Raw genomic sequence first — 26,241 nt, forward strand, 5'->3', positions numbered from 1 at the left:
TTATTGTTCACTAACATGAACTTTTACTGTTGCTGTTACTTGCGGATGCAATTTCACAGTAACGTTTGTATAGCCTAATGCACGAATTGCATCATCCATTTCAAATTTACGCTTATCAAGTTTAATCTTGTGTGATTTTTGCATTGCATCTACGATTTGTTTACTTGTAATTGAACCGAATAGACGGCCACCTTCTCCAGATTTAGCCTTTAATTCTACAGTTAGTTTCTCTAATGTTTCTTTCAATTGTTTTGCACTTTCAAGCTCTGCTGCTGCATCTTTTTCTTCTTTACGTTTTTGAGCTTCTAAAGTTTTCATACTGCTATTTGTCGCTTCAGCAGCTAATCCTTGTTTTAGTAAGAAGTTATTTGCATAGCCATCTGGTACGTTTTTTATTTCTCCTTTTTTCCCTTTACCTTTTACGTCTTTTAGAAAAATTACTTTCATGATTGTGTGCCTCCCTGTAAATAGTCATCAATAACAAATCGAAGCTTCTCCTCAGCTTCATCTACTGTAACATTTTTCATTTGTGTGGCTGCATTCGTTAAATGCCCGCCACCCCCTAAATTTTCCATAATTAGCTGCACATTCACTTCACCTAAAGACCTGCCGCTAATTCCAATGAAATTCTCGCCACGTTTTGCAATAACAAATGACGCAATAATTCCTGTCATTGTTAATAACGTGTCCGCTGATTGCGCAATAAGCACTTGATCATAGTAATCATCACTATCAACCTTTGCAATCGCAATTCCATTTGTATAAATGTACGCATTTTTAATAGCTTTTGCAACCCGTAAATACTGATCCATATCTTCTTTTAGAAGCTCTTGTACAAGTACAGTATCTGCACCATGTGAGCGTAAATAAGAAGCAGCATCAAACGTACGAGCACCCGTACGGAACGTAAAGCTTTTCGTATCAACGATAATACCTGCTAACAATGCCGTTGCTTCTAACATTGTCATTTTTAAATTTTTCGGTTGATATTCAAGTAATTCTGTAACAAGTTCTGCCGTGGAAGAAGCATAGGGCTCCATGTAAACAAGTAATGGATCCTCAATAAAATCCTCTCCTCGGCGATGATGGTCAATAACAACTACATTTTCAATTTTGCGTAACAGCTTTTCTTCCATCACCATTGAAGGTTTATGCGTATCAACAACAACAAGTAAAGAATCATCATTTGCAAATTCCATCGCTTGTCCTGGTGTAATAAAGTGAGACCATAACTCTTCGTTTTGTTTCACTTTATCCATCAAACGCTTAATTCCCTTATCAGAATCATTTTCATCTAGCACAATATATCCTTTGCGCTCATTTAATTGCGCTACCTTTAAAATACCAATCGCGGCACCAATTGCGTCCATATCAGGAGCCCTGTGCCCCATTATAATGACATTGCTACTTTCTAATACTAAATCCTTTAATGCATGCGAAATAACTCTGGCACGCACGCGAGTACGTTTTTCAACCGGATTTGTCTTACCACCATAAAACTTAACTTTACCTGTTGCCTGTTTAATAGCTACTTGATCTCCACCACGTCCAAGCGCAAGGTCTAAACCGGACTGAGCCATTGCCCCAAGTTCTGATAACGGTAAATCACCTGATCCAACACCTACACTTAAGGTGAGTGGTATATTCCTTTTGGATGTTTCTTCACGCACCTGATCTAAAATGCTAAATTTCCCTTTCTCCATCTGTGCTAAAATACTTTCATTTAGTACAACGAAGAATCTTTCTGAAGATGCACGTTTTAAATATGCCCCATACTTAACGGCCCATTCATTTAGTCGTGATGTTACAAGACTTGTTATATTCGTACGTAATTGATCATCTAAACCTTGTGTAACTTCATCATAATTATCTAAATAAATGACAGCCAAAACAGTACGTTGATCCTCATACATCTTTTCAATTTCTGTTTGTTCCGTTACATCAAAGAAATAAATTAACTTTTCTTCTTTCCTTACAAAAACACGAAACTTTCGATTATTTAAAGAAACTATATCATCGGAAGTTTCTCCTTTAATAAAAAGAAGTAACGTTTCCGATACATCATAAAGGTGCCATCCAGCTAATGCATGCTGTCCCAGACATGAAGATAAATAAGGATTCGCCCAATCAATCCCATAATCCTTATTGTATAACAAAATACCAATCGGCATTTGGTTAAATGCCTCATTACTTACTTTCTTTACCCTTGTAATCATATCTGTCGTATGCTTTTCGAAATTCTTTTGAAAGGTAAGTTCAAATCGTACAACAACAAAAAGGACGATACAAAAAATAAAAAAGGCAGCTATCCCCATCATTAAATGAAAATAACAGAGGATCGAAATGAGCACAAACACGAAAAATGCCAATACATAAACAGGATATAAAAACCACTGTTTCTTATAAAATTCAGGCATGTATACAACTCCTATAAAGTAAAACTAACTCACCTTCCAGTTAGTTAAACAGATTAAAATAGTATAAGGAATATTACTTCATCCTCCTATTTTAGAACGCAATGAAATCCCTAAATCAATTATACCTAAGATTGTCACAAGAGGAAACAGCATCGGAATAAACATGCAGACAATAAAACTAATAATAGGAACCCCTTTCGTAAAACCTTTGCTATGCGCTAAAAAAGCGATAAATGTCAGACCTTGCAGTACGAGTAGTAAAGCAAATATGACATATAGGTTAGAAAATACCATATGTAAATATGATGTCGGTTCTACTTTTATAAAAGTTGATAACAAAATAAATATAACGTAATACCAAACAATACTCTTTGGTAATTGTATATCTTTAAATCTAGGCCAAGGTATAACATCGTGTTTTAACTTTCTCAAAACACTGCCCGATAATATTACTGTGATCCAAGAAAAACATGCAGAAACCATTACAAGTAAACTTGGAGATAACGTTTGTAGCATATCATTCATTTGTGCAAATAACTCTTTTTGTTCTTTACTAATCGGCATACCAGCAGCACTGACTATCTTTTCACTTTGTGCCATACTTTCATTAAACATATTTTGCATTTGCTTCATTAAATCTATGTTAAAAAACTTTATACTCACAACATAAATGAGCATAATACCAATTAAGTATGCAAGCGTCCCCGCCATCAAAATCTCTACCGGTTTTTTTCGTTTTTTATACATAGATCCTAAAACGATACCTATCAATCCAAACATAGTTGTCTTCACTAGGTTCATCGGCTGACTGACAATAACAGTAATAAAAAGCGCCGCCGTAAAAATTACAAAAGCATTAGATAATTTATATCTTATCGTTAGCAATATAAATGGCAATGGCAACGCAAACGTTACAACTGTACCTAAAATCGGAACATACATAGATATAAGTAGCAACATTGCATATATCGCTAACAACGCTGCACCCTCAGTAATAAATTTCGTATTTTTCATCCTCTAACCTCTCTTTCAAAAAAAGAAAAGCATAGCAAAATGCACAGTAGAGTCCGACTCTACTGTGCATTTCATACGCTATTATTCACCAACATATGGTAAAAGTGCCATTTGACGAGCACGTTTAATTGCAACTGTAAGTTTGCGTTGGTATTTCGCGCTTGTTCCTGTTACACGACGAGGTAAAATTTTACCACGCTCAGAAACGAAACGTTTTAATAAATCAACATCTTTATAGTCAATGCGAGTGATGCCGTTAGCTGTGAAGAAACACACCTTACGACGTTTCGCACGTCCACCTTTGCGTCCTGCCATGTCTATTTCCCTCCATTCTTAGTTAAAACTAACAAATTTACTGTATTAGAACGGTAAATCGTCGTCGGAAATGTCGATCGGTTGACCTACATTTGAAAATGGATCGTCATTCTTCGTAAATCCAGAGTTTCCTTGGTTACCTTGGTTGCCCGAATTACTAGATTGACCAAATGGGTTAGAGCTTTGGTTACCGAAACCAGCTCCTGATGGTTGCTGATTAAATGAACCACGTTGCTCCCCACCGCCATTACGCGGCTCTAAAAATTGTACGCTTTCCGCAAGAACTTCTGTTACATATACACGTTTACCATCTTGTCCATCGTAATTACGAGTTTGAAGACGTCCATCTACGCCTGCTAAGCTACCTTTTTTCAAATAATTTGCTACGTTTTCTGCTTGTTTACGCCATATTACACAATTAATAAAGTCAGCTTCACGCTCACCTTGTTGATTCGCAAATGCGCGATTCACAGCTAACGTAAAAGTAGCTACTGCAACACCATTGGGCGTGTAACGTAAGTCAGGGTCCTTAGTTAAACGACCAACGAGGATAACACGATTCATCAATCGAACCACTCTCCCTTATATATCAATTATTTTTCTTCTTCTTTAACAACGATATGACGAAGGATGTCTTCGTTGATCTTAGCTAAACGGTCGAATTCGTTAATCGCTTCTGCGTTAGAGTTCACGTTTAAGATCATGTAGAAACCTTCACGTAAGTCGTTGATTTCGTAAGCTAAACGACGCTTACCCCACTCTTTCGTGTTAATGATTTCTGCACCATTGTTTGTTAAAACACCTGCAAAACGTTCAACTAAAGCTTTTTGAGCTTCTTCTTCAACGCCAGGACGAATGATGTACATAATTTCGTACTTTCTCATTACACTTTCACCTCCTTTTGGTCTAAACGGCCCATAATGGGCAAGGAGCAATTAATTTATAGTAATTACTCACGAGTTTAGATTATATCATAGTAAGTTAGATGAATCAACTCACCCATACATAAAAAACTTGGCAAACACATAATATATTTGCCAAGCTTATATCTTTATTTTTCCTAGGAAATATTAAATTAAACGTTGAAGCGGAAGTGCATAACGTCTCCGTCTTTTACGATATACTCTTTTCCTTCTAAACGTACTTTTCCAGCTTCTTTTGCAGCTGTCATAGAACCGTTTGTCATTAAATCATCATAAGAAACTGTTTCCGCACGAATAAATCCACGCTCAAAGTCTGTATGAATTACACCAGCACATTGTGGTGCTTTCATACCTTGTTTAAACGTCCATGCACGTACTTCTTGCACACCAGCTGTGAAGTAAGTAGCAAGTCCTAATAAATCATATGCAGCACGAATTAATTGATCTAAACCAGATTCTTCAATGCCTAGCTCTTCAAGGAATACCTTTTTCTCTTCCTCGTCTAACTCAGCGATTTCTGATTCGATTTTTGCACATACAACGATTACTTGAGAATTTTCATTTGCAGCAAATTCTTTTACCATTTGTACGTATTTGTTTTCAGAAGGATCGATAACATCGTCCTCGCTTACGTTTGCTACGTATAACATTTCTTTCGTTGTCAGTAAATGAAGACCTTTAACAATCTTCATCTGCTCTTCTGTAAACTCAACAGTACGAGCCGGTTTTCCCTCTTCGAAGGCTTCTTTTAAACGCACTAAAATTTCATGCTCATATACTGCTTCTTTATCTTTTTGTCTTGCTAATTTCGCAACACGCTCGATACGTTTATCAACAGATTCTAAATCTGCTAAGATTAGCTCTAAGTTGATTGTTTCAATATCATCGATTGGATCTACTTTCCCTGAAACGTGCGTAATATTTTCGTCTTCAAAACAACGAACAACTTGGCAAATTGCATCTACTTGGCGAATATGAGATAAGAATTTATTTCCTAAACCTTCACCTTTACTAGCACCTTTTACGATACCTGCAATATCAGTAAACTCAAATACAGTCGGAACAGTTTTTTTCGGTTCTACTAATTCCGTTAATTTATTTAAACGCTCATCTGGTACTTCTACAATCCCTACGTTTGGATCAATTGTACAGAATGGATAGTTTGCAGATTCTGCTCCTGCTTGTGTAATTGCATTAAATAAAGTGGACTTCCCTACGTTAGGTAATCCAACAATCCCAGCCGTTAATCCCATATTTTTCACTCCTATGTCTCAATCTTTCATCATTATAGATAGTAACGAAAAAAATGACAAGTTTCCTCCAAACGAAAAAAAGTAACAGCTACCCACTGCAACTGTTACTTTCTCTCTATTCTTCGTGCTTCACAAGTATTTTTTTCACCTTACGATCAAACTCTCTTCGAGGAATCATTACTGAATGGTCACATCCCTCGCACTTAATGCGGATATCCATTCCCATACGAATAATCTTCCAACGATTCTCACCACATGGGTGGGCTTTCTTCATTTCCACAACATCGTACAAGTTATACTGCTTTTGCTCCATTCTCCAAACCCCTCTCCATACTAAATTGCTTTTCCACTTACCAATTCTTCACGATTATATAAAACCATACGTGGATATGGAATTTCAATCCCATGTAAATCTAGACGATTTTTAATTTCTTTACGAAGTACTCTTGCAATAACCGCATGTTGCATCGGCTCTACTTCTGCAATAACACGTAATATAACTTCTGATGCAGCTAATGTTTGCACGCCTAATAACAGAGGCGTTGTTACCATTTGCTCATATTGCGCAGGTAATTCTTCTAATAATTCTTCAATGACTTGCTCTGCTTTTGCTATGTCAGCCTCATACGAAATAGATACATCAACAAATGCAACACTATTACTAACTGAATAGTTAGTAACCTGAATGATACTTCCGTTTGGTAAAGTATGAATTTCGCCTGTCCAGCTCTTTACTTTTGTTGTACGAAGTCCAATTTCTAAAACGACTCCCTCAAACTGGCCAATTTTCACATAGTCTCCCACTGAAAATTGGTCTTCTAGCAAGATAAATAACCCTGTAATGACATCTTTCACTAAACTTTGAGCACCAAATCCGACCGCTAAACCAATTACCCCGGCACCGGCTAATAAACCAGATGCATTAATATTAAACACACCTAAAATCGCAATTAGCATAATGAACATAACAACGTATGCCACAATATTTTCAAGTAACTTCGCTACTGTAACTGTACGACGTTCTGAAATTTGAATTGGCGAACGACTTCCCATACGAAACGCATTTCGTACAATTGCACGCGCAACTCGTACAACAACTGCACCAATGATTAAAATAATACATATTTTCAATGTCGCTGTTCCAATATCAGCCCAACGATCAGCATTTAATAAATACTGTTTTGTGGCATTAAACCACTTCGTTAATAAATCCATGTACCTCTACCTCTCCAGCCAAAATTTCTTTTTAGTTATCCTTCTTATTGTATCAGAAGTCTTCTAATTGCTGAAAAAATTTTATGATTTTAATTACATTTGTTAACTTCTATGCAGGTATAAAATGGAACGAATAGATATATACTAGTACTATTATTTCCGTTTTCACTCAAGTTTTACAGGAAGTACGCACTTATAGTTTCCATTTTACTCACCATATAACATATTTTGAAAATTTATTAAAAGGATGGATGCTTCATGAATATTGGAAGTTTTCGCTTACCCTTTTTCGAAAAAGAAACTCAAAATGTTATGCACCAAGACGTAGAAGCCTCCGAGACAATCAGTAACTTCTTACTTTCCCATATCCCTATTAAAACGAATATACCGATTATTCTCGTTTGTATCGGAACAGATCGTTCTACAGGCGATGCACTCGGTCCGTTAGTCGGTACGAAATTAGAACAAGTAGGAATTAAAAACTTCCAAGTGTTTGGCACACTAGATGAGCCGGTACATGCGCTAAATTTAGAAGAAAGAATTCAGAATATACAGAAAGATAATCCTGCTTCATTTATAATTGCGGTTGATGCCTGTTTAGGAAAGTCTCAAAGCATCGGTTCTATCACTACCGGAATGGGGCCTAGTAAACCCGGAGCTGCAATGAATAAGAAATTACCTGCAGTTGGTGATCTACATATTCATGGCATCGTAAATCTAAATGGTTTTATGGAATTTTTCGTTCTGCAAAATACAAGATTAAGTTTAGTCATGAAAATGGCTGATGTAATTGCACAGAGTATAAAAGAAACTGACCAAAAATTATCTGTATTAAAAAAAGCAAACCATCTATAAATAATAAGATGGTTTGCTTTTTAGTTTTTCTGTGCTAATAATTCTAAAATACGATTCAAATCTTCTTTATTAAAAAATTCAATTTCGATTTTACCTTTTTCTTTTTTCGTTTCTTTAATTTTCACATCTGTGCCAAATTTTTCTCTTAAGAACGTTTCGCGTTCTACGAAAAATATGTTTCTTTCCTTTTTCACTTGTATTGTTTCACGTGAAACGCGTTGATTAATCTCCTGAACAATTTTCTCTAATTGACGAACATTTAATCCTTCTTTTTCAATTCGTTTCAATAAAGATTTCAATTGTTCTTCATCTTTTATTGTAAGTAAAGTTCTCCCATGAGCCATTGAAAGTTGACCATTTGCAATCATATCTTGTACAAATGGAGGGAGGCTTAATAACCGCGTATAATTTGCAATGTAAGGTCTGCTCTTACCAAGACGTTTTGCTAATTGTTCTTGCGTTACATTTAGCTCATTCATTAACATTTGATATGCCATTGCTTCTTCCATTGGATTTAAATCTTCTCGTTGTAAGTTTTCAAGCAATGCAAACTCCATCATTTGCTGCTCATTTAATTGTCTTACAACGGCAGGTACCTTTTCAAACCCGGCCTCTTTGGCAGCACGATATCTTCTTTCACCTGCCACAATTTCATATCCTTTAATACTCTTCCTAGCAATTAACGGTTGTAATATGCCGTGCTCTTTAATAGAAGCCGATAATTCTTGAATTGCCTCTTTATTAAAGTGTTTACGTGGTTGATATGGATTCGGTCTTAATTCAGTTATCGCAATCTCCTGAATTGTCTCTTCTTCTTTCACATCTAAATCAGGAAAAAACACATTGATTCCTCTTCCTAATCCTTTAGCCACCTGCAATCACTTCCTCTGCTAAATCTATATACACTTCTGCCCCTCTTGATTTAGCGTCATACTGCATAATTGGTTTCCCATGACTTGGTGCTTCACTTAAACGAACATTACGAGGAATAATCGAACGGTATACTTTATCCCTAAAGTATTTCTTCACTTCATCTATAACCTGAATCCCTAAATTCGTACGGGCATCCAACATCGTTAGCAATACACCTTGAATTGCTAGATTTTTATTTAAGTGCTTTTGCACAAGTCGAACTGTATTTAATAGCTGACTTAATCCTTCTAGTGCGTAATATTCGCATTGAACAGGAATAATAACAGAATCTGCTGCGGTTAATGCATTAATCGTTAATAACCCTAAAGACGGGGGACAGTCGATAATAATATAGTCATATTCATCACGAACTGGCTGTAATGCCCTTTGTAAACGTACTTCCCGGGAAATAGTCGGTACCAATTCAATTTCAGCACCTGCCAATTGAATTGTAGCGGGTAGAACATCTAAGTTTTCAGTTGCGGTTTTCTGTATAACCCCTTGAACATCTGCATCTTCCACAAGAACATTGTAAATACATTGATCTAATTCGGATTTTTCAATTCCCACACCCGTCGTTGCATTTCCTTGAGCATCAATATCTACAAGAAGGACCTTTTTACCTACTTGTGCCAATCCAGCCCCTAAATTAACAGATGTTGTTGTTTTCCCAACGCCACCTTTTTGATTGGCTATAGCAATGATTTTTCCCATGATGTCACCTACTTTCAACCTTTCTATCTTATTCTAGTAACAATTACGTTTATTGTAACATGAAATAAAAGTTTTTCTTTTACGTCCTTATTAAACTTCAAAATTTTTTTCTAAACTCCTTCTTCATCTCACAAGAAAATATAGTAAAAGAGACCTATCCAATCGGATTAGGTCTCTAACACGCCATTATTATTTTTTCTTCGGAATTTTAATTGTAATTTGATAGTACTCATCAAATTCTTCTTCCTCAGAATTAACATTTAAACCACTGTCAGCAACCATTTGTAATGACTGCCTAATTGTATTCATGGCGATTCTCGTATCTCGACTTACTGCTTTTTGCTTTGCCTTACGCTTCGGTTTTGCTTCTTCTAGTAATTTCGCAATTCGTTCTTCTGTTTGCTTTACATTCAGTTGTTTCTCCACAATTTCCTGTAAAACTTTCAGTTGTAATTCCTCATTCTTTAAAGGAATGAGCGCGCGGGCATGGCGCTCTGTAATGCTTTTTTCTAATAACGCACCTTTTATTTCTTCAGGCAACTTTAACAATCGCAACTTATTTGCGATTGTAGATTGTCCTTTTCCAAGCCGTTGTGCCAATGCTTCTTGTGTTAGATTATGTAACTCAATTAGCTTTTGATATGCCACAGCTTCCTCGATTGCTGTTAGTTCCTCACGTTGCAAGTTTTCAATTAAAGCTACAGAAGCTGTCTCTGTATCATTTAAGTTCTTTATAATTGCAGGAACCTTTTCCCATCCTAACTTTGTTGCCGCACGGAAACGTCTTTCTCCAGCAATAATTTCGTACTTCTCATCCTCATATTGCCTCACAACAATTGGCTGAATAAGTCCGTGTGTACGAATTGTTAATGCTAGCTCCTCAATACGCGCATCATCAAAAACTGTTCGTGGTTGATAACGGTTAGGGGTAATATTTACTATCGGAATTTCTTGTATTTCTTCATATACCTTTTTTTCTATTTCTTCATGGCTTTCGTCTTGTAATTCGAATTCGCTCTCTTTATCTCCAAAGCCAAATAAACGAGAAAACGTATTTTTCATACATATTCCACCACCTTTTAGGCCTATTGACTATTCTCCATAAAATGTTTCCTATGAAACATTTACGTTTTCATTTATATAATTTAATCTTACGTCTAATAAGATTTATTTTTCAATAGGTAATTTATTGGGTGTTCCCGGTTTGCGTGGATATTTCTTTGGTGTCTTGCGCTTTTTCTCGATTAATAAAATATTACGTTCACTTTCTTCAAACGGTAATTGGAACGTAGACATCTCCTTTAGATCCCCACCTAGCACCTCTAAAGCATACTTGCCATTTTCAATTTCTTCGTTTGCTGCGGCACCTTTCATTGCAATGAATGTTCCTCCAACTTTTACAAGTGGTAAACATAGCTCACTTAATACTGAAAGACGCGCGACTGCACGTGCCATTACAATGTCGTACGCTTCACGTACACCTTCTTTTTTCCCAAATGTTTCAGCACGATCGTGACAAAACGCGACGTCACTTAATTCCAACTTTTGTGCTAAATGATTTAAGAAATTAATACGTTTTTGCAATGAGTCTACAATCGTCACTTTTAAATGCGGGAAACAGATCTTTAAAGGAATGCTTGGGAATCCAGCTCCTGCGCCAACATCACAAATTGAGAATGGTTTTGAAAAATCATAATAAAAAGCAGCTGTAATGGAATCAAAAAAGTGTTTTAAATATACTTCCTCTTTCTCCGTAATAGCCGTTAAGTTCATTTTTTCATTCCACTCTACTAATGTTTCGAAGTATATTTCGAACTGCTCTAACTGTCTAGAAGAGAGGGTGATACCCTTCTCTTCTAGCATAGATTGAAATTGTTCTATGTTCATCTAACAATATCTCCTTACTATTTATTGGTTCGATACTCGCGCAATTTTTCCTTGTTCAATATACACAAGTAAAATGGAAATATCCGCTGGATTTACGCCAGAAATACGTGAAGCTTGCCCCACTGAAAGTGGACGAACATCTTTCAATTTCTGTCTAGCTTCTGAAGCAATGCTAGAAATCGCATCATAATCAATATCCACAGGAATTTTTTTGTTTTCCATTTTCTTCATACGCTCTACTTGCTGTAAAGATTTTTCGATATATCCTTCGTACTTAATTTGAATTTCAACTTGTTCTGTCACTTCATCGCTTAATTCTACTTCACTTGGTACTAAAAGATGAATATGCTCATATGTCATCTCTGGACGACGTAATAAGTCACTTGCACGTATTCCGTCTTTCAATTCACTTCCACCAATGCTGCGAATTAATTCTTGAACTTCAGGACGTGGTTTAATAATAATGCTGCTTAAACGTTCTTTTTCCTGTTCAATTTGTAACTTTTTATTTGTAAATCGCTCATAGCGCTCTTCTTTAATTAATCCAATTTCACGACCAACTTCAGTTAAACGAAGATCCGCATTATCATGGCGTAATAATAGACGATACTCTGCACGAGACGTTAATAAACGATATGGTTCATTTGTACCTTTCGTTACAAGGTCATCAATTAAGACACCGATATAAGCATCCTCGCGACCTAAAATAACTTCTTTTTTACCTAAAGAACGACATGCTGCATTAATTCCGGCCATAAGCCCTTGTCCTGCCGCCTCTTCGTAACCAGAAGTTCCGTTAATTTGTCCTGCTGTATATAAATTTTTAATTTTTTTCGTTTCAAGTGTTGGCCATAGTTGTGTTGGCACAATTGCATCATATTCAATTGCATAACCTGTACGCATCATTTCAACATTTTCTAAACCAGGGATTGTTCTAAGCATATCACGCTGTACGTCTTCTGGTAAGCTTGTAGATAAACCTTGTACGTATACTTCTTGTGTATTACGTCCTTCTGGCTCTAAGAAAATTTGATGGCGTGGCTTATCATTAAACCTTACTACTTTGTCTTCAATTGAAGGACAATATCTAGGACCTGTTCCCTTAATCATACCAGAATACATAGCTGAGCGATGTAGGTTCTCATCTATTAAACGATGTGTTTCCGTACTTGTATACGTTAACCAACATGGAATTTGATCCATAATAAACTTTGTCGTTTCAAAAGAGAAAGCTCGTGGTTTATCATCACCTGGCTGAATTTCTGTTTTACTGTAATCAATCGTATTACTATTTACGCGCGGAGGTGTACCTGTTTTAAATCTAACAAGATCAAATCCAAGCTCCTCTAAATGTTCTGATAACGTAATAGATGGTTGTTGATTATTTGGACCACTCGAATATTTTAAATCTCCCATAATAATCTCACCACGTAAAAACGTACCAGTCGTAATTACGACTGTTTTTGCTGTATATTCAGCACCAGCTTGCGTAATTACCCCTTTACATTCGCCATCTTCAACGATTAAACGCTCTACCATTCCTTGGAACAACGTTAAGTTTGGTGTTTCTTCAATTGTTTTCTTTAATTCATGCTGGTAAGAGAATTTATCTGCTTGTGCTCGAAGTGCGCGTACAGCTGGTCCTTTACCTGTATTTAACATACGCATTTGAATATGCGTTTTATCAATGTTGCGTCCCATTTCTCCGCCTAATGCATCAATTTCACGAACAACAATCCCTTTTGCTGGTCCACCAACAGAAGGGTTACATGGCATAAACGCTACCATATCTAAGTTAATTGTTAACATTAATGTTTTGGAGCCCATTCGTGCTGCCGCAAGACCAGCTTCACATCCTGCATGACCTGCACCGATTACTATGACATCGTATGAACCGGCATTGTATCCCATTGTTTATTCCTCCTAATAATCTCTATCTTTCTGAAACATCACTATATTATTTTCCTAAACAAAATTGAGAGAACAACTGGTCAATTAGGCTTTCATGAACGGTATCACCAGTAATTTCACCAAGTATTTCCCACGTTCTTGTTAAATCAATTTGCACCATATCAATTGGAACACCATTTTCTATCGCTTCAATTGCATCTCCAATTGTTTTTCCTGCTTGTGTTAATAATCCAATATGTCTCGCGTTAGAAACATATGTTGCATCTGCAGAATCAATTGTTCCTTCAAAGAATAAATCAGCTATTGCCGTTTCAAGCTCATCTATTCCTTGTTCCTCAATTAACGACGTTGTAATAACACGATTTCCCTCTGCCAATTCTATAACACGTTCCATATCAATTGCTTGCGGTAAATCTGTCTTATTTACAATAACAATGAAATCTTTTCCTTGTACGGCACGGAATAGATCTTCATCCTCATTCGTTAAAGCTTCGCTATAATTAACGACAACTAACACTAAATCAGCTTGACTCATCATTTCTTTTGAACGCTCTACACCAATTCGTTCAACAACATCTTCTGTTTCACGAATCCCGGCCGTATCTATAAGTTTAAGTGGTACACCACGCACATTAACGTACTCTTCAATAACATCACGAGTTGTTCCTGCAATATCAGTTACAATTGCCTTGTTCTCCTGAACGAGACTATTTAATAGCGATGATTTCCCAACGTTAGGTCTACCAATAATTGCAGTAGCAATACCTTCACGTAAAATCTTTCCTTGCTTCGATGTTTCTAATATTTTTGCAATTTCAGCACGAACATGTGTAGCTTTCTCAATTAAAATATTATGTGTCATTTCTTCCACATCATCATATTCCGGGTAATCTATGTTTACCTCAACATGAGCTAACGTTTCTAATATGTCCTGACGCAGACGGCCGATTAATTTAGATAATCGCCCTTCCATTTGATTAATTGCTACGTTCATTGCACGATCTGTTTTTGCACGGATTAAGTCCATAACAGCTTCTGCTTGTGATAAATCAATACGGCCATTTAAAAAAGCACGTTTTGTAAATTCACCAGGCTCTGCTAATCGTACTCCTTGCGCTAAAATAAGCTGCAATACTTTATTTACCGAAACAAGTCCACCATGACAGTTAATTTCTACTATATTTTCACGTGTAAAAGTCCTTGGTGCACGCATAATAGACACCATCACTTCTTCAATAACCTGATTTGTATCTAAATCAACAATATGACCATAATGAATTGTGTGAGAAGAAACCTCTGTTAAGTCCTTCCCTTTAAAAATACGATTAACTTTTTCAACCGCATCATCCCCACTTACTCGAACAATGGCAATTGCACCCTCTCCAAGCGCTGTGGAAATTGCGGCAATTGTATCGAATTCCATGTCCTTTCACCTCACTTGCTTATTTATCTCTATTTCAACATGATTATTTTCTTCACTAAATTATTAGAATACCATAACGAACCTATCTACAAAAGAATAATAACTCATTTTATTATGTCCTCATGTAAAAAACACTAAACTTATTCACAGTGGATAAGTTTAGTGTTTTTTAGTTATCCACATCTATTTTCCCCTCAAAAAAAACCGGCACTCAATTGAGTAACCGGTCATTTGGAAGATATTACAACATGTCGATGTGGTTCTTTTCCTTGAGAAGTTGTAATGATATTTTGATGATTAGATAATGCTTGGTGGATAATCTTTCGTTCAAAAGATGGCATAGGTTCCAACACAACTCTTTTTTTCGTACTTACTACTTGTTTGGCTAATCGATAAGAAAGTGCTTCTAATGTACCTTTTCTTTTACTACGATAATTTTCAGCATCTAGTGTGATACCAATATACTGCTTCGTATTGCGATTCGCCACAAGTTTTGTTAAATACTGTAAAGAGTTCAAGGTGTTTCCTCTTTTTCCAATCAAAACACCTATATTTTCGCCAGAAATTGTAAATTCAACTTCGCGTCCTTTTACAATTTTACTAATCTCAGCTTCCACACCCATATCGTGAATAACATTTTTTAAATATTCTTCACATTCTTGAATTGGGTCTTTCTTCAATACAACTTCTACTACTGCAGGTCGATTCCCAAATAAACCTAAGAATCCTCTTTTACCTTCATCGATAATATTTATATCTACTCGGTCTTTTGAAGCATTTAATTGCCTTAAAGCATCCTCTACTGCCTGCTCAACTGTTCGACCTTTAGCAGTGATTACACTCACTTGCCTGATCCCTCAGCCTTACTAGCCTTAATTTCTGGCCCTTTGATAAAATACATTTGAGCGATACCAAAGATATTACCAACAACCCAGTAAAGTGATAATGCAGCTGGGAAGTTAATTGCAAAGATTAAAATCATGATTGGCATTAACCAAATCATCATTGCCATTTGCGGGTTTTGGCCAGCAGTTCCTGCCATTGCAAGCTTTTGCTGAATAAATGTCGTAATTGCCGCAACAATCGGTAAGATATAGTACGGATCTGCATGTCCTAAATCAAACCATAAGAAACTATGCTGCTTAATTTCAGCCGTTCTCATAATCGCATGATAAAAAGCGAATAGAATTGGCATTTGAATGAAGATTGGTAAACAACCGGCTAATGGATTTACACCATTTTTTTGATATAACTGCATCATTTCCTGTTGTAATTTTTGCTGTGTCGCTTGATCTTTAGAACTATATTTCTCTTTTAGCTTCACCATTTCTGGTTGTAACGCCTGCATTGCTTTCGTACTCTTCGTTTGTTTAATCATTAATGGTAATAATGCAAAACGAATGATAAGAGTTGTAACAACGATTGCTAAACCGTAATTACTACCAAATAAGTTGGCAAAATACGTAATTAACTGAGAAAGCGGGTATACGAAATATTCATTCCAAATTCCAGTACTTTTCGGTGTAATCGGCTGACCCGTTTCACTACAACCAGTAGCAATTGCCATTAATACAATAACCATGGCTAGTAAACCTATTTTCTTTTTCAAAGCCTGCTCCTCCTTGTTTCGGTATGTATATAGTGTAATTCATTTCCTTACGCTACTTTTTTATTCTTTTCATACCAGAGCGTTTAAAGACATGAATTAAGCTTTTCTTTAATTCTTCATATGTCATCTCTGCACAAGGCTTCCTTGCTATTATAACAAAATCTTTTCCAGAATCTATCTCATCTTTTAATTCTGTGATCGACTGGCGAATCATACGTTTAATTCGGTTACGCACTACTGCATTTCCTATTTTCTTGCTGACAGAAAGGCCAATACGAAAGTTTGGCTGCTCTTCTTTATCTAGTTGATAGACAACAAACTGACGATTCGCATTCGATTTTCCTTTTTGAAAAACCGTCTGGAATTCATCATTCTTTTTTATACGATGTTTTTTCTTCATATCAATTGACACTCCTGTAGTTCATCAGCGGAAATTCACTATTATTAGAAAAAAAGACCACTGAACGATCAGTGGTCTACGCAGATAATACTTTTCTTCCTTTACGACGACGAGCTGCTAGCACTTTACGTCCGTTCGCTGTGCTCATACGGCTGCGGAAACCATGTACTTTGCTGCGCTTACGTTTATTTGGTTGGTAAGTTCTTTTCATTATATGACACCTCCCTGAGGAATATCTGTTAAAGACAGTCTTATAAATTATAGTTAATCAACTAGGAAAATGTCAATGGTTCTAGAAATTTTCATCAAATATTCATTTTGAACCTATTCACATACTTTTTCACAGACGCTATATTTCCTTGTGGATAAATGTTTTTTCTTGTTTTTTATATCCACAAACTCTTTTCTTACTTTTACACAGTATATCGTGTTGTGGACAAGTTTATTCCACAAGGTATTGATTTTGTGGATAACTTTCTTAATTTCATTGCTATAGCTACTTTTTTTTGATATTATAGTTGTGTTTTCACTTTGAATAAGTTTTCCACATCTTTATCTTATCCACAAATTGTGTATAACATGTGGACAGTTTTAATCACATGTGGGTAAATGCTTATCCACATTCGCTTTTTTTGTCGAAAACCCTATCTCATATACAAACGACGTTTTTAGGTTTTAAAATACGTTTCGTATAAATATACATTTTATATTTATTTAGGTTGTACATTTGTTGCGCAACCTTATTCTTTTACCATCTTAGTAAAGGAGGGACACCTTTGGAAAACATCTCTGATTTATGGAACAGTGCCTTAAAAGAACTAGAAAAAAAGGTCAGTAAACCCAGTTATGAAACATGGTTAAAATCAACAACCGCTCATAATTTAAAGAAAGACGTATTAACAATTACGGCTCCAAATGAATTCGCTCGTGATTGGTTAGAATCTCATTATTCAGAGCTAATTTCGGAAACACTTTATGATTTAACAGGGGCAAAATTAGCTATTCGCTTTATTATTCCCCAAAGTCAAGCGGAAGAGGAGATCGATCTTCCTCCTACTAAACCAAATTCAGCACAAGATGATTCTAATCATTTACCACAGAGTATGCTAAACCCAAAATATACGTTTGATACATTTGTTATTGGCTCTGGTAACCGTTTTGCTCACGCTGCTTCATTGGCCGTAGCCGAAGCACCAGCTAAAGCATATAATCCCCTCTTTATTTACGGGGGAGTTGGACTTGGAAAGACCCATTTAATGCATGCAATTGGTCACTATGTAATTGAACATAACCCAAACGCAAAGGTTGTATATTTATCATCAGAAAAATTTACAAATGAATTCATTAATTCCATTCGTGATAATAAAGCGGTCGATTTCCGTAATAAATACCGCAATGTAGATGTTTTATTGATAGATGATATTCAATTTTTAGCAGGAAAAGAACAAACTCAAGAAGAGTTTTTCCATACATTCAATGCATTACACGAAGAAAGTAAACAAATTGTAATTTCAAGTGATCGGCCACCAAAAGAAATTCCAACTTTAGAAGATCGTCTTCGTTCTCGCTTTGAATGGGGACTTATTACGGATATTACGCCGCCAGATTTAGAAACACGAATTGCAATTTTACGTAAAAAAGCCAAGGCTGAAGGACTTGATATACCAAATGAGGTCATGCTTTATATTGCAAATCAAATTGATTCAAATATTCGTGAGCTAGAAGGGGCACTCATCCGAGTTGTAGCTTATTCATCTTTAATTAACAAAGATATTAATGCTGATTTAGCAGCTGAAGCACTTAAAGATATTATTCCAAATTCTAAACCAAAAATTATCTCTATTTATGATATCCAAAAGGCTGTCGGGGATGTTTATCAAGTAAAATTAGAAGATTTCAAGGCGAAAAAGCGAACAAAATCAGTTGCCTTTCCTCGCCAAATTGCAATGTATTTATCACGCGAACTTACAGACTCCTCCTTACCTAAAATAGGTGAAGAATTCGGCGGACGTGATCATACAACCGTTATCCATGCCCATGAAAAAATTTCTAAGCTACTTAAAACGGATACGCAATTACAAAAGCAAGTTGAAGAAATTAACGATATTTTAAAGTAGTAGCTGAATAGTGTGAATAACTTCCCTTGTTTTACGCACAGTCTATCCACATGTAGATAGACTGTTTTTACATCCTTCAAAGGGGTTATCCACATATCCACAAGCCCTATTACTATTACTACTATTTTTTTATCTTTATTAATTAAATAAAATCTTATACTTACCGGAGGTTTTTCTTTATGCGTTTTACAATACAAAAAGACTATCTTGTAAGAAGTGTACAAGATGTAATGAAGGCTGTTTCTTCTCGTACAACAATTCCGATCCTTACAGGGATTAAAGTTGTCGCTACGGAAGAAGGCGTTACATTAACAGGAAGCGATGCTGATATTTCGATTGAATCTTTTATCCCCGTTGAAGAGGATGGAAAAGAAATCGTAGAAGTAACACAATCAGGGAGTATTGTTTTACAGGCAAAATATTTTAGTGAAATTGTAAAAAAATTACCTAAAGAAACTGTAGAAATTTCTGTTGAAAATCATTTGATGACAAAAATAACTTCTGGAAAATCAGAGTTTAATCTAAATGGTTTAGATTCTGCAGAATATCCATTGTTACCACAAATTGAAGAACATCATGTTTTTAAGATTCCAACGGATTTACTTAAACATATGATCAGACAAACTGTATTTGCAGTTTCCACTTCTGAAACAAGACCGATCTTGACAGGTGTAAACTGGAAGGTATATAACAGCGAACTGACTTGCATTGCTACAGATAGTCACAGGTTGGCTCTGCGAAAAGCAAAAATCGAAGGCATTGGAGATGAATTCCAAGCGAATGTTGTTATTCCAGGGAAAAGCTTAAATGAATTAAGCAAAATTCTAGATGAGTCTGAAGAAATGGTAGATATCGTTATTACGGAGTATCAAGTATTATTCCGTACAAAACATTTATTATTCTTCTCAAGATTGTTAGAAGGAAATTACCCTGATACAACTCGTTTAATTCCAGCTGAGAGTAAAACAGATATTTTTGTAAATACAAAAGAATTTTTACAAGCAATTGATCGTGCATCTCTATTAGCAAGAGATGGTCGTAATAATGTTGTGAAATTATCAACCTTAGAACAGGAAATGCTAGAAATTTCTTCGAATTCACCGGAAATCGGAAAAGTAGTAGAAGAAGTTCAATGTGAAAAAGTAGATGGGGAAGAGTTAAAAATATCTTTTAGTGCAAAATATATGATGGATGCACTAAAGGCATTAGATAGTACTGAAATTAAGATTAGCTTTACTGGTGCAATGAGACCTTTCTTAATTCGTACAGTAAATGATGAATCCATTATTCAATTAATTTTACCGGTTCGTACTTACTAAGTAAGAAAGAAAGAAGGGTTGCTAGTTTTCAGATGCTAGTAGCCCTTATTTGATTTTTGGGTATTACTTTCCTAATGCTAGTTTATTTAGTACAATGAAAGAATGAACACTTTCAGAAAGTGAGCGATTTTATGAAACGTATTAAAATTTCAACAGAGTATATTACACTAGGACAATTTTTAAAGTTAGCCGATGTAATTGATACAGGTGGCGCTGTAAAATGGTTTTTACAAGAATATGAAGTGTACGTGAATCAAGAACTTGAAAATAGAAGAGGTCGCAAACTGTATGCGAACGATATTATTGAAATTCCAGGAAGCGGAACTTTCCAAGTTCAGGCATAAAGGGGGAGCCCTTTGTTTATTAAAGAAATACAATTAAAAAACTATCGCAATTATGAAAAATTAGAGCTTTCCTTTGAGGATAAGGTCAATGTAATTATTGGCGAAAATGCACAAGGGAAAACAAATTTGATGGAAGCTATTTACGTATTAGCGATGGCGAAATCTCATAGAACCTCTAATGATCGTGAGCTCATTCGCTGGGATGAAGATTATGGTCAAATCAAAGGTAGCTTGCAAAAAAGAAACAGTTCTTTGTCTTTAGAATTAAATATTTCTAAAAAAGGCAAAAAGGCAAAGTTAAATCAACTTGAACAACAAAAACTAAGCCAATACATCGGTGAAATGAATGTTGTCATGTTTGCCCCAGAAGATTTAAATCTTGTAAAAGGAAGCCCTCAAGTAAGAAGACGCTTTTTAGATATGGAACTTGGACAAATAGCACCCGTTTATTTGTATGAACTAAGTCAATATCAAAAGGTGCTCACGCAACGAAATCACTTGCTTAAAAAAATGCAAGGGAATAGCAAAAATGAGGAAACGATGTTGGATGTATTTACACTTCAACTCATTGAACATGGTACAAAAATATTGCGAAAACGTTTTGAGTTTTTGCACTTACTACAAGAATGGGCTGCACCAATCCATCGTGGGATTAGTAGAGGATTAGAGGAGTTAGAAATCATCTATAAACCAAGCGTAGATGTATCAGAATCAATGGATTTGTCGAAAATAAAAGAAGTATACTATGAAAGTTTTCAATCTGTGAAACAACGTGAAATTTTCCGTGGTACGACTTTAATAGGTCCTCATCGTGATGATTTACAATTCTTCGTTAATGGTAAAAATGTTCAAGTCTTTGGTTCGCAAGGACAACAACGAACGACCGCACTGTCCCTAAAATTAGCTGAAATTGAATTGATTTACTCAGAAGTTAAGGAATATCCAATTCTTTTATTAGATGATGTTTTATCAGAGCTAGATGATTATCGTCAATCACATCTGTTAAATACAATTCAAGGTAAGGTGCAAACATTTGTGACAACGACGAGTGTCGACGGAATTGAACACGAAACATTGAAAGAAGCAAAAACAATTCATGTAACGAACGGCACGGTAGATTGTGAAATAGATAGGGCATAACCCCTGTTTAAATGGAAAAGTAGGTGATCTTTGTGTCAATGGACCAAAAACAAATGCAAGAGAACGCATATGATGAAAGCCAGATACAGGTGCTTGAGGGACTAGAGGCAGTTCGGAAACGTCCGGGTATGTATATTGGATCTACGAGTGGAAAAGGACTTCACCACCTTGTATGGGAGATTGTCGATAATAGTATCGATGAAGCATTAGCAGGATATTGCGATGAAATTAATGTTAGCATCGAAGAAGATAATAGTATTCTTGTAACCGATAATGGACGTGGTATTCCAGTTGGTATACAAGAAAAAATGGGACGTCCTGCAGTAGAGGTTATTATGACTGTCCTTCACGCCGGTGGTAAATTTGGCGGCGGCGGTTATAAAGTTTCTGGCGGTTTGCATGGCGTTGGAGCATCTGTTGTAAATGCATTATCAACAGAACTAGAAGTATTTGTACATCGTGATGGTAAAATCCATTACCAAAAATACGAAAGAGGTATTCCGGTTGCTGATTTAAAAGTTATCGGTGATACAAATCAAACAGGAACAATAACTCGCTTTAAGCCAGACCCAGAAATCTTTAAAGAGACAACAGAATATGAATTTGATACGTTAGCAACTCGTATGCGTGAGTTGGCGTTTTTAAATCGTAATATTAAATTAACAATTGAAGATAAGCGTGAACATAAGCAAAAGAAAGAGTTCCATTATGAAGGTGGAATTAAATCTTATGTGGAGCATTTAAATCGTTCAAAACAACCAATCCATGAAGAGCCTGTATATGTGGAAGGTTCAAAAGATGGAATCCAGGTTGAAGTTGCGCTTCAATATAACGAAGGATATACAAATCATATTTACTCATTTACAAATAATATTCATACGTATGAAGGTGGTACACATGAGGTAGGATTCAAAACTGCCTTAACGCGTGTAATCAACGATTATGGTCGTAAAAATAATATTTTAAAGGATGCGGATAGTAATTTAACTGGTGAAGATGTTCGTGAAGGTTTAACAGCGATCGTATCAATTAAACATCCAAATCCACAATTTGAAGGACAAACGAAGACGAAACTTGGAAATAGTGAAGCGAGAACGATTACAGAATCTGTATTCTCGGAAGCCTTTGAAAAGTTCTTACTAGAAAATCCAAATGTTGCGCGTAAAATTGTAGATAAAGGCACGATGGCAGCACGCGCACGTGTAGCTGCTAAAAAAGCTCGTGAATTAACACGTAGAAAGAGTGCATTAGAAGTTTCAAGTTTACCTGGTAAATTAGCGGATTGTTCTTCGAAAGATCCAGCAATCAGTGAAATTTACATCGTAGAGGGTGACTCTGCCGGCGGATCTGCGAAACAAGGACGTGACCGTCATTTCCAAGCGATTTTACCACTTAAAGGTAAAATTATTAACGTTGAAAAGGCACGATTAGATAAAATTTTATCTAATGATGAAGTGCGTACAATTATTACAGCAATTGGTACAAATATTGGTGGGGATTTCGATATTGAGAAGGCTCGTTATCATAAAATTATTATTATGACGGATGCCGACGTGGATGGTGCACATATACGTACCCTATTATTAACGTTCTTCTATCGTTATATGCGTCAAATAATTGAGTGTGGTTATATCTATATTGCGCAACCACCATTGTTTAAAGTGCAACAAGGTAAAAAAATTCAATATGCTTACAACGATAAAGAACTTGAAAAAATACTAGCTGAATTACCAGCCCAACCTAAACCTGGAATCCAGCGTTATAAAGGTCTAGGAGAAATGAATCCAACTCAGCTGTGGGAGACAACAATGGACCCAGAAGTACGTTCGTTACTTCAAGTTTCTCTTCAAGATGCAATTGAAGCAGATGAAACATTTGAGATTTTAATGGGGGATAAAGTAGAGCCACGCCGTAACTTTATCCAAGAAAATGCAAAATACGTGAAAAACCTTGATATTTAAATGAGTAATGACAGGAATCTAAGTATTCCTGTCTTCTACATATAAATCAATGTATGTGTAACGGAAATGTAAGAGGAGGTGCTCGTTGATGTCAGAAAATCAACAACAAGCACGAATTCGAGAAATTAATATTAGTCATGAAATGCGTACCTCATTTTTAGATTACGCGATGAGTGTTATCGTATCTCGTGCATTACCAGATGTTCGTGATGGGTTAAAACCAGTTCATCGTAGGGTTTTATATGCGATGAATGATTTAGGAATTACAGCTGATAAAGCATATAAGAAGTCGGCGCGTATTGTCGGCGAAGTAATCGGTAAGTATCACCCTCACGGAGATTCAGCTGTTTATGAAACGATGGTACGTATGGCGCAAGATTTTAGTCAACGTTATATGCTTGTTGATGGTCATGGTAACTTTGGTTCTGTTGATGGAGATTCAGCGGCAGCAATGCGTTATACAGAAGCAAGAATGTCTAAGATTTCTATGGAATTAATACGTGATATTTCAAAAAATACAATTGATTATCAAGATAACTATGATGGTTCTGAAAGAGAGCCAATTGTATTACCAGCTCGTTTCCCTAACCTACTAGTAAATGGTACGACGGGTATTGCAGTTGGTATGGCAACAAACATTCCGCCACATCAACTTGGCGAAGTAATTGATGGTGTATTGGCATTAAGTCATAACCCTGATATTACCATTGCGGAATTAATGGAATATATTCCTGGGCCAGACTTCCCAACGTCAGGTTTAATCTTAGGGCGAAGTGGTATTCGTAGAGCTTATGAAACAGGACGAGGTTCTATTATACTTCGTGCCAAAGTTGAAATTGAAGAGAAATCAAATGGTAAACAATCTATTATCGTAACGGAACTACCTTATCAAGTTAATAAGGCACGATTAATTGAAAAAATTGCAGAATTAGTTCGCGATAAGAAAATTGAAGGTATTACAGATTTACGTGATGAATCAGATCGAAATGGTATGCGTATTGTTATGGAAGTACGTCGTGATGCAAATGCCAATGTACTATTAAATAATCTATATAAACACACGGCACTTCAAACGAGCTTCGGTATTAATATGTTGTCTCTTGTAAATGGAGAGCCACAAGTCTTAAATTTAAAACAAAATCTATATTACTATTTAGAGCATCAAAAGGTAGTAATTCGTAGACGTACTGCTTACGAATTAGAGAAAGCAGAAGCACGTGCCCACATTCTAGAGGGATTACGCATTGCGTTAGATCACCTTGATGAAGTTATTACTTTAATCCGTAGTTCAAAAACAGCTGATATCGCAAAGCAAGGTTTAATGGAACGTTTCGGTTTAAGTGAGAAACAAGCACAAGCGATTTTAGATATGCGCTTGCAACGTTTAACAGGATTAGAACGTGAGAAAATCGAGCAAGAATATCAAGATTTAATGAAGTTAATTGCTGAATTAAAGGCGATCTTAGCAGATGAAGAGAAAGTTCTTGAGATTATTCGAGAAGAATTAACAGAAGTAAAAGAGCGCTTCAATGATAAGAGACGAACAGAAATTACAATCGGCGGTATGGAATTTATTGAAGATGAAGATCTAATTCCAGAGCAAAATATTGCAATTACGTTAACTCATAATGGTTATATTAAGAGGTTACCAGCTTCTACGTACAAAACACAGAACCGTGGTGGACGTGGTGTACAAGGAATGGGAACGAACGATGATGATTTCGTAGAACATTTATTGACTACTTCTACACATGATCATATTTTATTCTTCACAAACAAGGGTAAAGTATACCGTACAAAAGGATATGAAATTCCAGAGTATAGTCGTACAGCGAAAGGGCTACCGATTATTAACCTATTAGGGGTAGATAAAGGTGAGTGGATTAACGCCATTATTCCAATTCGTGAGTTTGGTGACGACCAGTTCCTATTCTTTACAACGAAACAAGGTATCTCTAAGAGAACGCCACTCTCATCATTTGCAAATATACGTACGAACGGTTTAATTGCAATTTCGCTTCGTGAAGAAGATGAAGTGATTTCTGTACGTTTAACATCTGGCGATAAAGATATTATCGTAGGGACAAGTAATGGTATGTTAATCCGCTTCAATGAACAAGATGTACGTTCTATGGGCCGTAATGCAGCTGGTGTAAAAGCTATTACACTAGGCGAAGAGGACCAAGTCGTAGGTATGGAAATTGTTGAAGAAGATACGAATGTTTTAATCGTAACGAAGAATGGGTATGGTAAGCGTACGCCGGTTGAAGAGTATAGACTACAGAGTCGTGGTGGTAAGGGTCTGAAGACTTGTAACATTACAGATAAGAACGGTAAATTAGTAGCGGTTAAGTCTGTAACAGGTGAAGAAGACATTATGTTAATTACAGCAGCGGGTGTTATTATTCGTATGCCAGTTGATCAAATCTCTCAAATGGGACGTAATACACAAGGTGTTCGTCTAATTCGATTAGAAGATGAGCAAGAGGTAGCGACGGTAGCAAAAGCACAA

The 26,241-nt window shown here is 36.1% G+C and carries 26 protein-coding genes (1 of these 26 cut by a window edge); 7 read left to right on the forward strand and 19 right to left on the reverse strand.

Annotated elements, in window-relative coordinates:
- The 9 genes from rplI to ATN06_RS27755 form a co-directional block, all read right to left on the reverse strand.
- Nucleotides 1-447 (reverse strand): 50S ribosomal protein L9, encoded by a 447-nt coding sequence (rplI, locus tag ATN06_RS27715; RefSeq protein ID WP_060633062.1) that lies wholly within the window; start codon nt 445-447, stop codon nt 1-3.
- Complete coding sequence (locus ATN06_RS27720; protein WP_016085351.1) at nt 444-2,417, reverse strand: DHH family phosphoesterase; 1,974 nt, start codon at nt 2,415-2,417, stop codon at nt 444-446. Before ATN06_RS27720 ends, rplI begins: the two co-directional genes overlap by 4 nt.
- A 78-nt stretch (nt 2,418-2,495) precedes the next feature.
- Nucleotides 2,496-3,431, reverse strand: a complete 936-nt coding sequence (locus tag ATN06_RS27725) for a YybS family protein (protein WP_060633063.1) — start codon at nt 3,429-3,431, stop codon at nt 2,496-2,498.
- Between the two features lie 81 nt (nt 3,432-3,512).
- Entirely contained in the window at nt 3,513-3,746 is a 234-nt protein-coding gene (gene rpsR, locus ATN06_RS27730; protein ID WP_000918873.1) for a 30S ribosomal protein S18, read from the reverse strand.
- Between the two features lie 45 nt (nt 3,747-3,791).
- Nucleotides 3,792-4,313, reverse strand: a complete 522-nt coding sequence (gene ssb, locus ATN06_RS27735; RefSeq protein ID WP_000981963.1) for a single-stranded DNA-binding protein — start codon at nt 4,311-4,313, stop codon at nt 3,792-3,794.
- 26 nt (nt 4,314-4,339) lie between these two features.
- A complete protein-coding gene (rpsF, locus tag ATN06_RS27740) occupies nt 4,340-4,630 on the reverse strand; it encodes a 30S ribosomal protein S6 (RefSeq protein ID WP_001233781.1) in 291 nt (96 codons plus the stop codon).
- A 191-nt stretch (nt 4,631-4,821) separates the two neighbouring features.
- A complete protein-coding gene (gene ychF / locus ATN06_RS27745) occupies nt 4,822-5,922 on the reverse strand; it encodes a redox-regulated ATPase YchF (RefSeq protein WP_000524667.1) in 1,101 nt (366 codons plus the stop codon).
- A 115-nt stretch (nt 5,923-6,037) separates the two neighbouring features.
- Nucleotides 6,038-6,235, reverse strand: coding sequence for a DUF951 domain-containing protein (locus ATN06_RS27750; protein WP_000436051.1), 198 nt, complete (start codon nt 6,233-6,235; stop codon nt 6,038-6,040).
- A 20-nt stretch (nt 6,236-6,255) separates the two neighbouring features.
- Nucleotides 6,256-7,137, reverse strand: a complete 882-nt coding sequence (locus ATN06_RS27755; RefSeq protein ID WP_060633064.1) for a mechanosensitive ion channel family protein — start codon at nt 7,135-7,137, stop codon at nt 6,256-6,258.
- A 258-nt stretch (nt 7,138-7,395) separates the two neighbouring features.
- Between ATN06_RS27755 and yyaC the strand changes: the two genes are divergently transcribed.
- Nucleotides 7,396-7,992, forward strand: coding sequence for a spore protease YyaC (gene yyaC / locus ATN06_RS27760; RefSeq protein WP_060633065.1), 597 nt, complete (start codon nt 7,396-7,398; stop codon nt 7,990-7,992).
- A 20-nt stretch (nt 7,993-8,012) separates the two neighbouring features.
- Here yyaC and spo0J read toward each other — a convergent pair whose 3' ends face one another.
- The 10 genes from spo0J to rpmH all read right to left on the reverse strand — a co-directional run bounded on the left by spo0J (nt 8,013) and on the right by rpmH (nt 17,059).
- Nucleotides 8,013-8,864 carry a stage 0 sporulation protein Spo0J gene (gene spo0J / locus ATN06_RS27765; protein ID WP_088115962.1) on the reverse strand — a complete coding sequence of 284 codons (852 nt, stop codon included), beginning with the start codon at nt 8,862-8,864 and terminating at the stop codon, nt 8,013-8,015.
- Complete coding sequence (soj, locus tag ATN06_RS27770; RefSeq protein ID WP_000516114.1) at nt 8,857-9,618, reverse strand: sporulation initiation inhibitor protein Soj; 762 nt, start codon at nt 9,616-9,618, stop codon at nt 8,857-8,859. Before soj ends, spo0J begins: the two co-directional genes overlap by 8 nt.
- Nucleotides 9,619-9,807: 189 nt before the next feature.
- Nucleotides 9,808-10,680 carry a nucleoid occlusion protein gene (noc, locus tag ATN06_RS27775; RefSeq protein WP_060633067.1) on the reverse strand — a complete coding sequence of 291 codons (873 nt, stop codon included), beginning with the start codon at nt 10,678-10,680 and terminating at the stop codon, nt 9,808-9,810.
- A gap of 105 nt (nt 10,681-10,785) precedes the next feature.
- Nucleotides 10,786-11,505: a 16S rRNA (guanine(527)-N(7))-methyltransferase RsmG gene (gene rsmG / locus ATN06_RS27780; RefSeq protein WP_001019621.1), complete on the reverse strand. Its 720-nt coding sequence runs from the start codon at nt 11,503-11,505 to the stop codon at nt 10,786-10,788.
- 21 nt (nt 11,506-11,526) lie between these two features.
- Nucleotides 11,527-13,416: a tRNA uridine-5-carboxymethylaminomethyl(34) synthesis enzyme MnmG gene (mnmG, locus tag ATN06_RS27785; RefSeq protein ID WP_060633068.1), complete on the reverse strand. Its 1,890-nt coding sequence runs from the start codon at nt 13,414-13,416 to the stop codon at nt 11,527-11,529.
- Nucleotides 13,417-13,462: 46 nt separating this feature from the next.
- Nucleotides 13,463-14,839, reverse strand: a complete 1,377-nt coding sequence (gene mnmE, locus ATN06_RS27790) for a tRNA uridine-5-carboxymethylaminomethyl(34) synthesis GTPase MnmE (protein ID WP_060633069.1) — start codon at nt 14,837-14,839, stop codon at nt 13,463-13,465.
- Nucleotides 14,840-15,066: 227 nt separating this feature from the next.
- The gene (gene jag / locus ATN06_RS27795) at nt 15,067-15,684 is read right to left on the reverse strand and encodes an RNA-binding cell elongation regulator Jag/EloR (RefSeq protein WP_060633070.1); all 618 of its coding nucleotides are present in this window, start codon (nt 15,682-15,684) and stop codon (nt 15,067-15,069) included.
- Nucleotides 15,681-16,448: a YidC family membrane integrase SpoIIIJ gene (gene spoIIIJ / locus ATN06_RS27800; protein WP_060633071.1), complete on the reverse strand. Its 768-nt coding sequence runs from the start codon at nt 16,446-16,448 to the stop codon at nt 15,681-15,683. Before spoIIIJ ends, jag begins: the two co-directional genes overlap by 4 nt.
- Before the next feature lie 52 nt (nt 16,449-16,500).
- A complete protein-coding gene (gene rnpA / locus ATN06_RS27805) occupies nt 16,501-16,848 on the reverse strand; it encodes a ribonuclease P protein component (RefSeq protein WP_000726627.1) in 348 nt (115 codons plus the stop codon).
- A gap of 76 nt (nt 16,849-16,924) precedes the next feature.
- Complete coding sequence (gene rpmH, locus ATN06_RS27810; RefSeq protein ID WP_000831901.1) at nt 16,925-17,059, reverse strand: 50S ribosomal protein L34; 135 nt, start codon at nt 17,057-17,059, stop codon at nt 16,925-16,927.
- A 565-nt stretch (nt 17,060-17,624) separates the two neighbouring features.
- Between rpmH and dnaA the strand changes: the two genes are divergently transcribed.
- The 6 genes from dnaA to gyrA form a co-directional block, all read left to right on the forward strand.
- Nucleotides 17,625-18,965, forward strand: coding sequence for a chromosomal replication initiator protein DnaA (gene dnaA, locus ATN06_RS27815; protein WP_060633072.1), 1,341 nt, complete (start codon nt 17,625-17,627; stop codon nt 18,963-18,965).
- 179 nt (nt 18,966-19,144) lie between these two features.
- A complete protein-coding gene (gene dnaN / locus ATN06_RS27820; RefSeq protein WP_060633073.1) occupies nt 19,145-20,284 on the forward strand; it encodes a DNA polymerase III subunit beta in 1,140 nt (379 codons plus the stop codon).
- 131 nt (nt 20,285-20,415) lie between these two features.
- Entirely contained in the window at nt 20,416-20,628 is a 213-nt protein-coding gene (gene yaaA / locus ATN06_RS27825; RefSeq protein WP_000821369.1) for a S4 domain-containing protein YaaA, read from the forward strand.
- Nucleotides 20,629-20,640: 12 nt separating this feature from the next.
- Nucleotides 20,641-21,768: a DNA replication/repair protein RecF gene (gene recF, locus ATN06_RS27830; protein WP_060633074.1), complete on the forward strand. Its 1,128-nt coding sequence runs from the start codon at nt 20,641-20,643 to the stop codon at nt 21,766-21,768.
- A 38-nt stretch (nt 21,769-21,806) separates the two neighbouring features.
- Nucleotides 21,807-23,729: a DNA topoisomerase (ATP-hydrolyzing) subunit B gene (gene gyrB, locus ATN06_RS27835; protein WP_060633075.1), complete on the forward strand. Its 1,923-nt coding sequence runs from the start codon at nt 21,807-21,809 to the stop codon at nt 23,727-23,729.
- Nucleotides 23,730-23,817: 88 nt separating this feature from the next.
- Nucleotides 23,818-26,241, forward strand: the 5' portion of a protein-coding gene (gene gyrA / locus ATN06_RS27840) for a DNA gyrase subunit A (RefSeq protein ID WP_060633076.1). Its footprint extends 48 nt past the window's final position; the window shows 2,424 of its 2,472 coding nt (coding positions 1-2,424); the start codon lies at nt 23,818-23,820; the stop codon falls past the right edge of the window.

It is taken from the genome of Bacillus thuringiensis, assembly GCF_001455345.1.
GTDB lineage: Bacteria > Bacillota > Bacilli > Bacillales > Bacillaceae_G > Bacillus_A > Bacillus_A thuringiensis_N.

What these genes read in the sequence shown, in the direction of transcription:
- yaaA (WP_000821369.1), top strand. Translation starts at nt 20,416, where the DNA reads ATGAAACGTATTAAAATTTCAACAGAGTATATTACACTAGGACAATTT.
- ATN06_RS27720 (WP_016085351.1), bottom strand. Translation starts at nt 2,417, where the DNA reads ATGCCTGAATTTTATAAGAAACAGTGGTTTTTATATCCTGTTTATGTA.
- rpsR (WP_000918873.1), bottom strand. Translation starts at nt 3,746, where the DNA reads ATGGCAGGACGCAAAGGTGGACGTGCGAAACGTCGTAAGGTGTGTTTC.
- rnpA (WP_000726627.1), bottom strand. Translation starts at nt 16,848, where the DNA reads ATGAAGAAAAAACATCGTATAAAAAAGAATGATGAATTCCAGACGGTT.
- dnaN (WP_060633073.1), top strand. Translation starts at nt 19,145, where the DNA reads ATGCGTTTTACAATACAAAAAGACTATCTTGTAAGAAGTGTACAAGAT.
- rplI (WP_060633062.1), bottom strand. Translation starts at nt 447, where the DNA reads ATGAAAGTAATTTTTCTAAAAGACGTAAAAGGTAAAGGGAAAAAAGGA.
- rpsF (WP_001233781.1), bottom strand. Translation starts at nt 4,630, where the DNA reads ATGAGAAAGTACGAAATTATGTACATCATTCGTCCTGGCGTTGAAGAA.
- noc (WP_060633067.1), bottom strand. Translation starts at nt 10,680, where the DNA reads ATGAAAAATACGTTTTCTCGTTTATTTGGCTTTGGAGATAAAGAGAGC.
- gyrB (WP_060633075.1), top strand. Translation starts at nt 21,807, where the DNA reads ATGGACCAAAAACAAATGCAAGAGAACGCATATGATGAAAGCCAGATA.
- soj (WP_000516114.1), bottom strand. Translation starts at nt 9,618, where the DNA reads ATGGGAAAAATCATTGCTATAGCCAATCAAAAAGGTGGCGTTGGGAAA.
- ATN06_RS27750 (WP_000436051.1), bottom strand. Translation starts at nt 6,235, where the DNA reads ATGGAGCAAAAGCAGTATAACTTGTACGATGTTGTGGAAATGAAGAAA.
- ychF (WP_000524667.1), bottom strand. Translation starts at nt 5,922, where the DNA reads ATGGGATTAACGGCTGGGATTGTTGGATTACCTAACGTAGGGAAGTCC.
- yyaC (WP_060633065.1), top strand. Translation starts at nt 7,396, where the DNA reads ATGAATATTGGAAGTTTTCGCTTACCCTTTTTCGAAAAAGAAACTCAA.
- rpmH (WP_000831901.1), bottom strand. Translation starts at nt 17,059, where the DNA reads ATGAAAAGAACTTACCAACCAAATAAACGTAAGCGCAGCAAAGTACAT.
- rsmG (WP_001019621.1), bottom strand. Translation starts at nt 11,505, where the DNA reads ATGAACATAGAACAATTTCAATCTATGCTAGAAGAGAAGGGTATCACC.
- mnmE (WP_060633069.1), bottom strand. Translation starts at nt 14,839, where the DNA reads ATGGAATTCGATACAATTGCCGCAATTTCCACAGCGCTTGGAGAGGGT.
- ATN06_RS27755 (WP_060633064.1), bottom strand. Translation starts at nt 7,137, where the DNA reads ATGGATTTATTAACGAAGTGGTTTAATGCCACAAAACAGTATTTATTA.
- ATN06_RS27725 (WP_060633063.1), bottom strand. Translation starts at nt 3,431, where the DNA reads ATGAAAAATACGAAATTTATTACTGAGGGTGCAGCGTTGTTAGCGATA.
- mnmG (WP_060633068.1), bottom strand. Translation starts at nt 13,416, where the DNA reads ATGGGATACAATGCCGGTTCATACGATGTCATAGTAATCGGTGCAGGT.